At 61.0% G+C, this 13,157-nt stretch carries 12 protein-coding genes; 10 read left to right on the top strand and 2 right to left on the bottom strand.

From position 1 onward, the window contains the following. Window positions 1–74: 74 nt before the first annotated feature. The 3 genes from AC1DF8_RS16630 to AC1DF8_RS16620 all read left to right on the top strand — a co-directional run bounded on the left by AC1DF8_RS16630 (window position 75) and on the right by AC1DF8_RS16620 (window position 2,941). Window positions 75–428 carry a VOC family protein gene (locus tag AC1DF8_RS16630; protein WP_478154202.1) on the top strand — a complete coding sequence of 118 codons (354 nt, stop codon included), beginning with the start codon at window positions 75–77 and terminating at the stop codon, window positions 426–428. Window positions 429–553: 125 nt separating this feature from the next. After that, window positions 554–1,468: a 4-hydroxybenzoate octaprenyltransferase gene (gene ubiA / locus AC1DF8_RS16625; protein ID WP_478154201.1), complete on the top strand. Its 915-nt coding sequence runs from the start codon at window positions 554–556 to the stop codon at window positions 1,466–1,468. A 408-nt stretch (window positions 1,469–1,876) separates the two neighbouring features. After that, window positions 1,877–2,941 carry a linear amide C-N hydrolase gene (locus AC1DF8_RS16620; protein ID WP_478154200.1) on the top strand — a complete coding sequence of 355 codons (1,065 nt, stop codon included), beginning with the start codon at window positions 1,877–1,879 and terminating at the stop codon, window positions 2,939–2,941. A 76-nt stretch (window positions 2,942–3,017) separates the two neighbouring features. Here the strand turns inward: AC1DF8_RS16620 and AC1DF8_RS16615 are convergent, their stop codons facing one another. After that, window positions 3,018–4,121, bottom strand: coding sequence for a COX15/CtaA family protein (locus tag AC1DF8_RS16615; protein WP_478154199.1), 1,104 nt, complete (start codon window positions 4,119–4,121; stop codon window positions 3,018–3,020). Between the two features lie 115 nt (window positions 4,122–4,236). Between AC1DF8_RS16615 and AC1DF8_RS16610 the strand changes: the two genes are divergently transcribed. Both AC1DF8_RS16610 and AC1DF8_RS16605 read left to right on the top strand, forming a co-directional pair. Further along, window positions 4,237–4,446: a DUF2842 domain-containing protein gene (locus tag AC1DF8_RS16610; RefSeq protein WP_029616260.1), complete on the top strand. Its 210-nt coding sequence runs from the start codon at window positions 4,237–4,239 to the stop codon at window positions 4,444–4,446. Window positions 4,447–4,567: 121 nt separating this feature from the next. Continuing rightward, entirely contained in the window at window positions 4,568–5,803 is a 1,236-nt protein-coding gene (locus AC1DF8_RS16605; RefSeq protein ID WP_478154198.1) for a GNAT family N-acetyltransferase, read from the top strand. A 3-nt stretch (window positions 5,804–5,806) separates the two neighbouring features. Here the strand turns inward: AC1DF8_RS16605 and AC1DF8_RS16600 are convergent, their stop codons facing one another. Continuing rightward, window positions 5,807–7,984 carry a GumC family protein gene (locus AC1DF8_RS16600; protein WP_478154197.1) on the bottom strand — a complete coding sequence of 726 codons (2,178 nt, stop codon included), beginning with the start codon at window positions 7,982–7,984 and terminating at the stop codon, window positions 5,807–5,809. Window positions 7,985–8,172: 188 nt separating this feature from the next. Here AC1DF8_RS16600 and AC1DF8_RS16595 point away from each other — a divergent pair, with 188 nt between their 5' ends. Genes AC1DF8_RS16595 through AC1DF8_RS16575 form a run of 5 tightly spaced genes read left to right on the top strand, consistent with a single transcriptional unit; the run spans window position 8,173 to window position 13,100 of the window. Then, a complete protein-coding gene (locus AC1DF8_RS16595) occupies window positions 8,173–8,748 on the top strand; it encodes a polysaccharide biosynthesis/export family protein (protein ID WP_029869137.1) in 576 nt (191 codons plus the stop codon). A 3-nt stretch (window positions 8,749–8,751) separates the two neighbouring features. Then, window positions 8,752–9,921, top strand: coding sequence for a glycosyltransferase (locus AC1DF8_RS16590; RefSeq protein ID WP_112968048.1), 1,170 nt, complete (start codon window positions 8,752–8,754; stop codon window positions 9,919–9,921). A gap of 55 nt (window positions 9,922–9,976) precedes the next feature. Next, entirely contained in the window at window positions 9,977–11,539 is a 1,563-nt protein-coding gene (locus AC1DF8_RS16585; RefSeq protein WP_478154196.1) for an undecaprenyl-phosphate glucose phosphotransferase, read from the top strand. Beyond that, window positions 11,536–12,810 carry an O-antigen ligase family protein gene (locus AC1DF8_RS16580; protein ID WP_113208797.1) on the top strand — a complete coding sequence of 425 codons (1,275 nt, stop codon included), beginning with the start codon at window positions 11,536–11,538 and terminating at the stop codon, window positions 12,808–12,810. The genes AC1DF8_RS16585 and AC1DF8_RS16580 overlap by 4 nt, the downstream gene beginning before the upstream one ends. After that, window positions 12,807–13,100 carry a helix-turn-helix domain-containing protein gene (locus AC1DF8_RS16575; RefSeq protein ID WP_478154195.1) on the top strand — a complete coding sequence of 98 codons (294 nt, stop codon included), beginning with the start codon at window positions 12,807–12,809 and terminating at the stop codon, window positions 13,098–13,100. The genes AC1DF8_RS16580 and AC1DF8_RS16575 overlap by 4 nt, the downstream gene beginning before the upstream one ends. The last annotated feature ends 57 nt before the right edge of the window (window positions 13,101–13,157 follow it).

The following is a 13,157-nucleotide window of genomic DNA, read 5'->3' as shown; positions in this document are numbered from 1 at the left end:
GTTCGGCGGATAGGCCCGAACTGTTCCGCAGATCGACCAGGTGCTATTTCTCTTCACGCCGAGGGAGGAACAACATGACAGTGCTGCGCATCGTTCCGAATATCGCCGCCGCTTCCATCGAAGAAGTGCGCAACTTCTATTCAGAGCTGTTCGATCTCGACGTCGTGATGGATCATGGCTGGATCGTCACCCTTGCGTCTGACAGGCGCGCAATCACCCAGATCGGCATTGCGACGGAGGGTGGATCGGGAACCGCAGTGCCCGACATTTCGATCGAGGTCGATGACCTGGACGAAGTCCATCGGCGCGCGGTCGCAGGCGGGCATCAGATCGTCTACGGGCCGGTCGACGAGCCCTGGGGCGTACGGCGCTTCTATATTCGCGACCCCAGCGGCAAGCTTTTGAATATCCTTTCTCACGCAGGCTGAATGGGTCGGTCTGACGCAGGGACGATCATTGCAACGCCTGCGAAAACCTCTAGTCTGCAAAGGCCAGTCCAAGGCAGGAAATACCTGCTTTCATCGAGAATTTTTGAAAATAACCGGATCACGCGATGAACCCGTCAAACCGCCCGGACTTGAGTGATATTCATCAGGGCGACTGGGTGGACCGGCTGTTACCGGGCACATGGCGACCTTACACGAGGCTCGCGCGGCTCGATCGCCCGGTTGGAATCTGGCTGACGCTGTTTCCTTGCTGGGCGGCTCTGTTTCAGGCCGCTCATGGCCTGCCCGATGTCCGGCAGCTCGCCGTCTTCACGCTCGGCGCCCTGCTGATGCGAAGCGCCGGCTCCACGATCAACGATATTGCCGACCGGAAATTTGACGGCCATGTCGAGCGCACCCGTTTCCGGCCTCTGGCAAGCGGGCAGATCGGCGTTGGTCAGGCAATGACCTTTCTGGCTATCGAACTCGCCCTGGCGGCGTCCCTCCTGTTGTTCCTGACGCCCTATACGCGGCTGGTTGCCCTTTGCGTTCTGCCGTTGGTGTTCGTCTATCCGTTCTGCAAACGCTTTACCCATTGGCCGCAGGCAGTGCTCGGCGCAGCGTTCAACTGGGGCATGCTCATGGCCTGGGCGGAAATTGCCGGCGCGATTCCCGCCGGCGCCGTCCTCATGTGGGCGGGAGCCATCGCCTGGCAGATCGGCTACGACACCGTCTATGCCTATGTCGATGTGAAAGACGATACACGGCTCGGATTGAAATCGACGGCGATCCTGTTCGGCGAGCGCGGCAAGCGCATTATCGGTCTTTTCTATGCATCGACGATTGCTGCCTGGTCGGTCGGTGGCTGGTTATCCGGCATGTCCCTGCCCTACGCATTTGGAATGCTCGTCATAGCCGCACACCTTGCGTGGCAAGTCCGGCGGATCGACCTCGCCCGCCCGGATGTGAACTACCGCTTGTTCCTTGCGAATATCCTGACCGGGCTATTGCTGGCAGCTTCATCCCTTGTCGGAACCTGGTGAACCTGACGGCTCAATACGAGCAGGGACGATTATCGCTGGGACGGAAACCACCGGCGCAAGCCGGGTTGAAGGATGTATCCTCGCCGTAGTCGTATTGCGCCGTCGATGTGCAGCCCGAGGCGATCGTAGAAAGCGTGATCAGCGCGCCTGCCATTATGAATGTGCGAAATCGGTTCATCCGAGTCCCCCCTAATAGATCACACATTGGCCGACCTATAGCTTAGCACGACATGGCCTTGATACCGTTCACTCTTCCGAGAGGCTGACTACCTGGCGGGGGGCGTTTTGGACGCCAATTCCCAAGTTGAGATAAGCGCAGGAAGCGTGCATATTCAAAACGCAACGTGCGATAGAGGCGACGCAGATGGCGCCTATTCTTTGAATGATCCAGCCGGGAGACTTGCGATCATGCAATCGAATATTCTGGGACGTTTTGCAGCAATTACGCTTATTGGCATTCAGGTGATGACGCCCTACCAGGCGAATGCCTGCACCCGCATGGTCTACCTCGGGGAAGGCGGCAATGTCATTACCGCCCGGTCGATGGACTGGAAATACGATATCGGCACAAACCTCTACATCCTGCCGCGCGGCATATCGCGCAGCGGAGAGGCCGGGCCGAATTCCATCAGCTGGACGGCGAAATACGGGTCGGTGGTGGCGACCGGCTATGACGTATCGACCACGGACGGGGCGAACGAGGCCGGCCTCGTCGCCAATCTTCTCTGGCTGACGGAATCCGAATATCCGAAATTTGACGCCGGCAGCAAACCGGGCCTGACGATTGCCGCCTGGGCCCAATATGCGCTCGACAATTTCGCGACGGTGAGTGAGGCGGTCGCGGCACTGGAGAAAGAGCCCTTCACGATCGTGACCGATAATGTGCCGGGGCAAAACAGGCTGACGACCCTGCATCTGTCGCTCTCCGATTCCAGCGGTGACAGCGCCATTGTCGAATATGTAAACGGAAAACAGATCATCCATCACGGCCGTCAGTACCAGGTGATGRCCAATTCCCCGACCTACGATGAGCAACTGGCGCTCAACACCTACTGGGAGGGTATCGGCGGCACGGTCTTCCTTCCGGGAACCGGCCGCGCGGCGGATCGCTTTGCCCGCGCCTCCTTCCTGATCAAGGCCATCCCCCAGAGCGGCGAACCCGACCGCACGCTGGCGAGCGTTTTCGGTGTCATCAGGAACGTCTCTGTTCCGCTCGGCATATCGGCGCAGGATCAGCCGGAATTGTCGTCGACGCGCTGGCGCACCGTCTTCGACCACAAGAGAGATCTCTATTTCTTCGAGTCCGCGATGACGCCGAACACGTTCTGGGTCGACCTGAAGAAGATCGATTTCTCCAAGGAAACGGGCAAGGTGAAGAGGCTCGATCTCGGTGCCGATCAGGCACATACTTTTGCGGGGGACGCGACAGCCGATTTCAAGGACGCCGAGCCCTTTCCTTTCCAAGGTCTCTGATGGCGCCCGCCCGAGGGCGGATGAATTGCGATCTCCGACTGCGTGAAAGGGCTGGTGGATGATCAGACGCGTCGGCTCAGTCGCGCTCGGCGATCGCAGTGGCGCGGGGATATTCGCCGTAATAGCCGCGCCAGTTGGCGACGGCAAAACCGAAGACCACGAGGGCGCCTGCCTGATGTAGCAGGCCCCAGTGCAGCGGCACTTCCAGCAGCAGTGTGGTGACACCGATCGCGGCCTGGATCGTGATTAGCGAAAAGAGCACCACGGCACGGCGCGCATGGGTGGTCCAGGATGCCGCGCGCAGGACAATCACCATATTGATGAGAGCGATCGCAAAGAGCGTGTAGGCGCCGAGACGGTGAATGAACTGTACGGTCTTCGGGTTCTCGAAGAGGTTGATCCAGAAAGGCTGCTGGATGAAGAGATCGCCAGGCACCACGGCGCCGTCCATCAGCGGCCAGGTATTGTAGGTAAAGCCGGCATCGAGGCCGGCGACCAGCGCGCCGAGATAGATCTGGAAGAGCGAGAATATGGCAATCGCCGCCGCCCAGCGGTGGGAATTCGTCGTCGGAGCCGGATCGCTGGAATGCGGCGAGAGCCCGCGCATGATCCAAATGCAGGAGGCGAAGATCAGACAGGCCATGACCAGGTGAGTAGCCAGCCGGTACTGGCTGACATCCGTGCGCACCGAGAGGCCGGACGAGACCATCCACCAGCCGATGAAGCCTTGCAGGCCGCCCAGCGCGAGGATGCCGGCAAGCGGCCAGCGCAGGCGCTTTTCGATACGGCCGGTCGCCCAGAAGAAGATCAGAGGCAGCGCGAAGATGACGCCGATGCCGCGCGCGATCAGCCGGTGCGCCCATTCCCACCAGAAGATGCCCTTGAACTGGTCGACCGTCATGTCGCTGTTGAGCTGCTGGAACTCGGGAATGCGCTGGTACAGCTTGAATTCCTCTTCCCACTCGGCAGCGTTCAGCGGCGGGATGACGCCATGAATCGGCTTCCATTCGGTGATGGACAGGCCGGAATTGGTGAGCCGCGTCGCACCGCCCACGAGCACTAGACAGAAGAGCGCCAAGAGCACGAAGCCCAGCCAGATGCGCACGGCGCGGCGGTTATTGTCCTGCCTGCGCACTTCAGTGCGGATCGCCTGCTCCGGGCTCAGGTTCGCGACGGCCATGATCTCTCCTTTTATCCGGCAGTTGATTTGCCCCACCGGCTGATGCAAAACAAGCCCCGAACCTTTGCGGCATGCCGTCGCGCCGGCTCAATCCCATCCGTTCGAAAGTTATACGATGCCCATCCGCCTTCGCAAATTCATCGGCACGATCCTGATCATCATCCTCGTGCTTTTCTATGCGATTGTGGCGAATACGATCGCGGTCGCCACACTCGGCAACGCGCCCTGGTGGGGACATCTGCTTTACTTCGCGCTCACCGGCCTGCTCTGGGTGTTGCCGGCCATGGTCATCATCAAGTGGATGGCCGGCCCGAAGCAGCAATAGCTGATTAACGGCAGAATAACCCTGATCTGCGGAAAAGCCCGGGCGCGGGCCTCGGTTAAACCAATTATACGTCTTGGCGCCCTAGCTTGCCCTCCAGCAACTTATCGACTGGAGAAGACCCGTGCAGACCCAGAGGCACGACGTTCCCGAGCAACCGTTCGACGCTGCAGCGCAGGCCGAAGCCGGCATTTCCCGGCTGCGGCAGCTGAGCATGAAACTCGCCATGGCCGAACTCGAGATCGAGCTTTTCGATACGATGGAGCCGCTTGAGGCGGAATGGCGCAGACTGGAACGCGATGATCTTTCCTCGCTGCATCAGAGCTATGACTGGTGCAGCTCCTGGGTGGCAGCCTTCCGCCGGCCGCTCGCTATCCTGCGCGGCAGGTGCGGCACCCATACCGCCTTCATCCTGCCGGTAGAGATCGTCAGCTCCCGCGGCATGCGGATCGCCAAATTCATCGGCGCCGACCACAGCAACATCAACACCGGCCTCGTCTCCGACGCCTTTGCCGAAGACAGCGGCTTGCTTGACAGTCACAAGCTTGCCGCTCGTCTTCGCACGGCACTCGCCGGCAAGGCCGACCTGCTTCTTTTGCAGAATATCCCGCTAGAATGGCGCAGCCGCCGCAACATGCTCGCCGGCCTGCCCATGGTGCAGAACCAGAATCACGCCTACCAGCTTCCGCTCCTCGATACATTCGAAAAGACGCTGCAGCAGTTGAACGCGAAAAGCAGGCGCAAGAAATTCCGCGCGCAAAGCCGGCGGCTGGAAGCAATCGGCGGCTTCGACTACATCGCGCCGGAAGCGCCCTCGGAGCAACACGAACTGCTCGACATGTTCTTCCGCCTGAAAAGTGCGCGCTTCGCCTCGCTCGGCCTGCCCGACGTGTTTGCCGATGCGCCGACCAAAGCCTTCCTGCACGGCCTCATCGACAAGCGGAATGGAGACGACTTCGGCCTAGAGATGCGCGCTCTCCGCCTGAAGGGCGACTATGAGGGACGTATTGCCGCCCTGTCAGGGATTTCCCGCAAGGGCGACCACGTCATCTGCCAGTTCGGCGCGATCGACGAGGATCTGATTGCTGATGCAAGCCCCGGCGAATTCCTCTTCTGGCAAATGATTTCAAGCCTGCACGGCAAGGGAGTCGCGCTCTTCGATTTCGGCCTCGGTGATCAGACCTACAAGCGCTCCTGGGCGCCGATCGAAACCGACCATCACGATGTGGTCCTGCCGATCTCCGGCATCGGCGTCGCTGCCGGCATCGCGCATCGGGCGATCACCCGTGGCAAGGCCTTCATCAAGGCCCGCCCCGGTCTCTATAAATTCGCCCAGAACATCCGGGCCAAGCGCGGCTGAAGATCAGGCGGCATGGCGCGCGGGGCTGCGCATGGCAGCCTCCTCGCCGCCCGACATCAGGACGACGCGCTCGTAACCGGCGCTCTGGAAATCCTGCATGAGGCCGACGAAAGCAGCCTCATCGATTTCGGGCAGCGACAGGATGATCTCGATTTCCTTGCTGCGCGTCAGCCGCGAAACCCCGGCGACATCAGCCGCGCCGCATTCGACAATGACGATATCATAGGCCGATGTCAGCGCATCGAGCAGCAGCGACAGCCTGTCGACGCCCCGCATGGCGCGGCGCACATCGCTCACACCCTGCGGGATCAGATGCGCGTCCGACATACGGTCGCCATGGATCGTCTCGCCGAAGGCAGCCTCACCGCAGAGAAGATCGGTAACGCCCAGTGCTTCGGGATTTTCCGCCATCAGTTCGCTCGGATAGCCGCTGCCGGTCATGTCCACCAGGATCACGCGGCGTCCGGTATCGGCGAGCACACGCGCCAGGGCGACGGTTGCCGCCGAGCCATTGTCACCATTCGGAGATATGGAGACGGCAAGGGGGGCGCGGCAGTCGGTCAGATAGCTCGCGACGGACGAAACGGAGAATTCGTTGTCGTCGGCAGGCGCTTCCTCTACGGGCTCCGCTTCCGGCTCCTCCTCATCATCCATGGCTGCCGTCAGCATGCTCGGCCTGACGAGCTTCGGGGCGGGAACAGGCGCTGCCTCGCCCTGCCCTTCCTCCTCGACCCTCTCAGCGATATTCGTGGCCTCGACGTCGGTGGCCCCGACATTGGCCTCGACTGGACGCAGTGCACGACCGCTAAAGAGTTCGGAGAGCATGATGACGATTGCGCTCATGATGAGCGTCGCGACAGCCGCGACCACGACGATCGGCACCACTTTCGGGAAATAAGGATCGACCTGTTCGATCGCCTTGGAAACAATGCGCGCATCTGCCGGGCTGGAATTGCGGTCGGCACGGGAAGCAGCCTCGCGGTAACGAACGAGGTAGGTTTCGAGAAGCTGGCGCTGGGCATTCGCCTCCCGCTCCAGTGCGTTGAGACCCACGGCATCCTCGCCCGCCCTGGCACTGTTGGCCTGCAGCGTATCGGATTGCTGCTCGAGCTCCTTGGCACGCAGATCGGCCACCTTGGTTTCGTTCTCGATGCTGGCGAGGATCTTCTGCGTTTCCTGCCGGATCTGCGTCCGTATATCGGCAAGCTGGGCGCGCAGGCTCTTCAGCCGCGGATGGTTGTTGAGCAGGCTCGTCTGCAAATCGGAAATCTGCGACTGCAGCCCGGATTCGGTCGCCTTCAGCCGCTGGATCGACTGCGATGACATGATGTCACTTAGCGTATCGGAGGCTTCACCCGAAGACAGCGCGTTGCGCACGGCCTGCGCCCTCGCCTCTGCATTCGCCTTGTCGGTGCGCACGCGGGTCAGCTCGATGGAGATATCGTTGAGCTGCTGTGCAGTAAAGGTCGTGGTGCCGTTGGTCTGCAGCAGACCATGGGTGGTGCGGTAATCGGCGACCTTCTTCTCGGCCTCGCCCACCTTCTGGCGCAGGTTGTCGATCTCCGGCTCGAGCCAGCGCGTGGCCTCCGTGTTGGAAGCGAGCTTGGCACCGCTCTGGATTGCCAGGTAGACCTGCGCCATGGCGTTCGGAATGCTGGCGGCGAGCTTCGGATCCTTGGAGGTGAAAGTGATGCCGATGACGCGCGAGCCTGGCACCTGATAGACCTGCAGGCGCTGCGTGAAGGCGTCGATGACGCGCTCTTCCGGCGGGTTTTCCAGCGGGTTTTTCTTCAGGTGCAGCGCCACGAGTATATCAGTGAGCGCGGACCCGTTCGCAGCCGCATCGAATTCCGGCAGATTATAGAGCTTCAGATTGTTGATGACCTGYTTGATGAGRTCYGCCGACTGCAGGATCTGCACCTGGCTSGMGATATTCARCTCGTCGAGCAGYGGYCCGGCACTGGCGTCGTTGGTCTGTGTACTAGCGAATGCGGGAGCGCGCGGCTCTATAAGGACGCGCGTCTCGCTGCGATATTGCGGCGAAACTATCTTGGCGCCGGCAAATGCGACAGCCGCACCCAATGCGGTGATCGTCAATATCTTCAGGCGACGGGCCCAGACCGCGCGCACAAGCTGGCCGAGGTCGATGTCCACATCCTGATCACTCGCTACGCGGGACATACTCATTACTCCAATACAAACTGCCGCAAGCGTAAACGACCATGGTAACTCAACGGTTAATGGCAAATCCCTCGCAGATGAGACGGATCTGATAAAGGATTTGCGGAAATCGGCGGTTTTTTTTACCGGGCATTAACCCTAATAGATCGATAACGGCTCGACCGATTTATCTTCCTGTGAGCAAGCGGATGCCCTTCGTCCAGCCCAAGACATTGATGGCTATGAGCCTCGCCGCCATGACGGCTGCATTGGGCGGTTGCACCACCTATCGGCCGGCGCCGAAGGCCTTCAACCAGGCGACGATCCAGCCCTACTCACTCGATAGCGGCGACCGCCTGCGCATCACCGTCTTCGATCAAGCGACGCTGACCAACACCTATACGGTGGATCAGGCCGGCTATATCGCCTTCCCGCTTATCGGCCAGGTCCCTGCCCGTGGCCGCACCCTGCAGCAGCTTTCCGGCCAGATCGCGCAGAAGCTGCAGCAGGGATATCTTCGCGACCCCGATGTCACCATCGATGTCGACCGCTATCGCTCCGTCTACATCATGGGCGAAGTCGGCCAGCCCGGCCAATATGCCTATGTTCCCGGCATGACCGTGCAGAACGCCATCGCCGTTGCCGGCGGCTTTTCCAGCCGTGCCAACCAGAGCATGGTCGACGTCACGCGCAAGATCAACGGACAGGTACTGACGGGCCGTGTCAATATTTCCGGCCCGATCATCGCCGGCGACACGATCTATGTTCGTGAACGGCTCTTCTAGCCGATGCCAGAACAGAGGCCCCTCCGCATTCTTCACTGCTTCCGGTCGCCGGTCGGCGGAATTTTCCGCCATGTCCGCGACCTGGTCGAAGAACACAGCCGGGCGGGGCACGAAATCGGCATCATCTGCGACAGTTCGACCGGCGGCGAATATGAGGATCGTCTCTTCGACGATATCCGCCCCTATCTCTCGCTCGGCCTGACACGTATTCCGATCAGGCGGTCCATCAGCCCGTCGGACATGATGGTTCTCTGGAACACGTTCAAGGAAATCAGGAGTTTGCGGCCGGATGTGCTGCATGGGCACGGCGCCAAGGGCGGTGTGCTTGCGCGGCTTGCCGGCTCAGCCCTGCGGGTCAACAGGTATCGCGTAGCCCGCCTCTATACTGCGCATGGCGGAAGCCTGCATTATTCCCGCGCCTCCATGCTCGGCCAGTTCGTGCTGCGCATGGAGCGGCTGCAGGAATATTTTACCGATGCACTGGTCTTCATCTGCGACTACGAACGCCAGACCTATGCGACCAAGGTGGGCCGCCCGCGGGTCACCAACCGTCTGATCTATAACGGTATCGGCGCGCGGGATTTTTCCGACATTCCGACCCGTTCGGATGCCGTGCACTTCATTTATGTCGGCATGCTGCGCGACCTCAAGGGACCGGATCTCTTCATCGATGCCTTCGCCAAGACCGAGCGCCTGCTCGGCCGGCCGCTTTCGGCACTGATGATCGGTGACGGACCGGAACGCGACCGCTATCGCGAGATGATGGTGGAGCGCGGTCTCGGCAAGCGCATCGGCATGCTGCCCGCCATGCGCGTGAAGGATGCCTTCTCCATGGCGCAGAACCTCGTCGTTCCCTCCCGCGCCGAAGCCATGCCCTATATCGTGCTGGAAGGGCTCGGCGCCGGCAAGACCGTCATCGCCTCGCGCGTTGGCGGCATTCCGGAGGTGCTCGGGGCGAATAGTCCCGCGCTGGTGACACCGGGAGATTCCGATGATCTGGCGCGGGTGATGGCGGAAGCACTGACGGTACCTGGTTGGCACGACAAGGTCATGCCCTCTCCTGATGCGGTCAAATCGATCTTCTCCGCGCCGGTCATGGCCCGCGAGGTGCTGAAACTCTACGGCGAACTCGTCAATCCCGCTGCGGCACAGGCAAGTCCGGCCGCCTCGTAAATGTTTCTTAGGGGCTTTCTGTTATCCCGCTCACATCAACGAGCGATGAAGCCCCATGAACAAGCTGGAAAAGAGCGGACAGTTCGACGTCGAAGCCCTGCGCAAGCAGGTCTCCGATATGGAGACACGCAGCGGCACCTCCGCGCACGCGGCCGGTGAGACACCTGGCATCAATCCCTATGCACGCCAGATTGCCGAGCAGTTCCGTGACGGAACCTATTCGCCGACAATCATTATCGGCCAGTTGCGACTGCTGGAATTCCTCACGCAATTCGTCATCGGCCTCGTCGCCTTCTATTTCGCGCCCGGCGACGGCAGCGACGGCATCCTGATGCGGGCCGTCATGGCGGCGATCGTTGCGGCCTTGACCGTGGTAGCGCTTCAGCTTGCCGATACCTATTCCATTCCGGCTCTCAGAGCCCGTGTGCGATATCTGCCGCGTGCATTCGCGGCATTTGCCGTCGTCTTCCTGCTGACTTCAGGCGCTTTCTCGCTCATCCGCGGGCTTAGCGCGGCGACTGCGGAATCCTACGCCATCTGGCTCGCTGCAGGAGCGATTTTCCTGGTTGTCGAACGCTTCCTCGTGGCACAGGGCGTACGCAACTGGGCGCGCAACGGCATCATGGAGCGCCGCGCCGTCATCGTCGGCGGCGGCGAACCGGCCAAGGAACTGATCCGCATGCTGGAGCAGCAGGCGGACAACGATATTCGCATCTGCGGCATCTTCGACGACCGCGGCGAGAAGCGCTCGCCGATCATGGTCGCCGGCTATCCGAAGCTCGGAACGGTCAGCGAACTCGTGGAGTTCGTGCGGATGACGCGCATCGACATGCTGATCATTGCACTGCCGCTGTCTGCCGAAGCACGCATCTTCGAGCTCCTGAAGAAGCTTTGGGTGCTGCCGGTCGATATCCGCCTTGCGGCTCACGCCAATCGCCTGCGTTTCCGTCCGCGCGCCTATTCGCATGTCGGTGACGTGCCGATGCTCGACATCTTCAAGAAGCCGATCCGCGACTGGGATTCCGTTGCAAAGCGCGCTTTCGATATCTTCTTCACTTTCATCGCTCTCTGCCTGCTGTGGCCGATCATGGTGGCAACGGCGATTGCCGTGAAGATGACGTCGGAAGGACCTGTCTTCTTCATGCAGAAGCGTCATGGCTTCAACAATGAAGTCATCAACGTCTTCAAGTTTCGCTCCATGTACACCAGCATGAGCGACCCGAGCGCGAAGGCTGCCGTGACCAAGGGGGATCCCCGCGTCACCCGCGTCGGGCGCTTCATTCGCAAAACCTCGATCGACGAATTGCCGCAGCTCTTCAACGTGCTGAAGGGCGAGCTTTCGCTGGTCGGCCCGCGCCCGCATGCCGTGCTCGCCCAGGCGCACGACCGTGCCTTTGCCGATATCGTCGACGGCTATTTTGCCCGCCACCGCGTCAAGCCAGGCGTCACCGGCTGGGCGCAGATTAATGGCTGGCGCGGCGAGGTGGACAATGACGACAAGATCAAGTTCCGCACGGCTTACGACCTCTATTACATCGAGAACTGGTCGCTCTGGTTCGACCTCAAGATCCTGTTCCTGACGCCTATCCGGCTGCTCAACACGGAAAACGCCTATTGAGCACGATCGACGCCTCCCTTGTGCGCGTAGCGCAGCCGCAACGGCTGACGCTGCGCCTCATCGGCTCGGCGGCGGTCGCTTTCGGCGTCTTCCTTTCGGGCTTCGTCATCGACGAGCCGGCACCTTATGAACTCTGGATGGCAGGATTGGTCGGTCTGTGGTTCATCCTCGGCCTGAAGATATCCCGCACCACCGCGCCGCTCCTGGCACTGCTGCTCACTTTCAACATAGGCGGCATGCTGTCGCTCACCCAGATGCGGGACCTGGCGACCGGCCCGATGTATATTGCCGTCTCCACCTTCCTGGCGCTGACCTCGATCTTTTATGCCGCCATTATCGAGGACAGCCATAAGCGGCTGCCGCTGATCTTCAATGCCTGGAGCTTTGCGGCGGTGATCACCTCCATGCTCGGCATCCTCGGCTATTTCCACGCCTTTCCGGGCTCGGAAGTCTTCACGCTTTACGACCGCGCCAAGGGCGCTTTCCAGGATCCGAACGTTTTCGGTCCCTTTCTCGTGCCACCGGCGCTCTACCTCGTCCACGGCATTCTCGCCGGGAATCTCAGAACCTTGCCGATCAAGGCGGGAGCGCTGCTCATCCTGGCGCTCGGCATCTTCCTCTCCTTCTCGCGTGCCGCCTGGGGTCTTTTCGCCGTCACCGTGTTGATACTGATCTTCATCATGCTGCTGAAGGAGCGCAGCGGCGCTTTCCGGCTCAGGGTGCTGATCCTGTCACTTGGCGCCATCATCCTGATGGCCGCCTCGCTGGTGGTGGCGCTGCAGGTCCCCAAGGTCAGCGAGCTCTTCTCCGCCCGCGCCCAGCTCGTACAGCAATATGACGGCGAGCATCTCGGCCGTTTCGACCGCCATCGCATCGGTTTCCAGATGATGATGGAGCGGCCGCTCGGTATCGGGCCGCTCGTCTTCGGCACGATGTTTCCGGAAGACGAGCACAATATCTGGCTGAAATCGCTGACCACTTACGGCTGGCTGGGCTTCGTCAGCTATGTCGGCATGCTGTGTTGGACGCTCACTCTCGGCTTCCGCAACATGCTGCTCGACCGGCCATGGCAGCCTTTCCTCATGGTCGCGTGGATCTCCGTCCTTGGCCACGCGACAATCGGCAACGTCATCGACATCGACCACTGGCGCCACGTCTACCTGCTGTTCGGAATCGTATGGGGCTGTGCTGCGCTGGAAGTTCGCCACAGGCGTTCAGCCCGCTCGCAACCACTTGAGAAGTTCGGCAAAGGCGCTAAGTTTCGGGCATGATTACAGGAACACAGATACGCGGCGCTCGCGCCATGATCGGCATGAGCATCGAGGACCTCGCTGCACATGCAGGACTTTCCGTCGAAACGGTGACAGCGCTGGAAAACGGCGAATGGGCAGGAGAGACGCGCGCCATGATCGATGTGCGCAATGCGCTGGAGGCCCGCGGCATCATCTTCATCRCCAGCGGCAATCAGGACGAGGGAGGCCCTGGCATACGCCTGCGCGCCCGGACATCCAACGATGACGGCATCCGACCGGAAAACCTCAACGCAGCCAACGACGACTGACGGAACCAAGCGCTCTCTCGGGCGTTTCGGCTGTCCTGTCAACGTGTTGGGGGTAGC

This window comes from Rhizobium sp. 05N49 (genome assembly GCF_056396805.1).
This window is presented reverse-complemented; position numbering and strand designations above follow the sequence as displayed.

What these genes read in the sequence shown, in the direction of transcription:
- AC1DF8_RS16610 (WP_029616260.1), top strand. Translation starts at nt 4,237, where the DNA reads ATGCCCATCCGCCTTCGCAAATTCATCGGCACGATCCTGATCATCATC.
- AC1DF8_RS16595 (WP_029869137.1), top strand. Translation starts at nt 8,173, where the DNA reads ATGCCCTTCGTCCAGCCCAAGACATTGATGGCTATGAGCCTCGCCGCC.
- AC1DF8_RS16590 (WP_112968048.1), top strand. Translation starts at nt 8,752, where the DNA reads ATGCCAGAACAGAGGCCCCTCCGCATTCTTCACTGCTTCCGGTCGCCG.
- AC1DF8_RS16615 (WP_478154199.1), bottom strand. Translation starts at nt 4,121, where the DNA reads ATGGCCGTCGCGAACCTGAGCCCGGAGCAGGCGATCCGCACTGAAGTG.
- AC1DF8_RS16585 (WP_478154196.1), top strand. Translation starts at nt 9,977, where the DNA reads ATGAACAAGCTGGAAAAGAGCGGACAGTTCGACGTCGAAGCCCTGCGC.
- ubiA (WP_478154201.1), top strand. Translation starts at nt 554, where the DNA reads ATGAACCCGTCAAACCGCCCGGACTTGAGTGATATTCATCAGGGCGAC.
- AC1DF8_RS16630 (WP_478154202.1), top strand. Translation starts at nt 75, where the DNA reads ATGACAGTGCTGCGCATCGTTCCGAATATCGCCGCCGCTTCCATCGAA.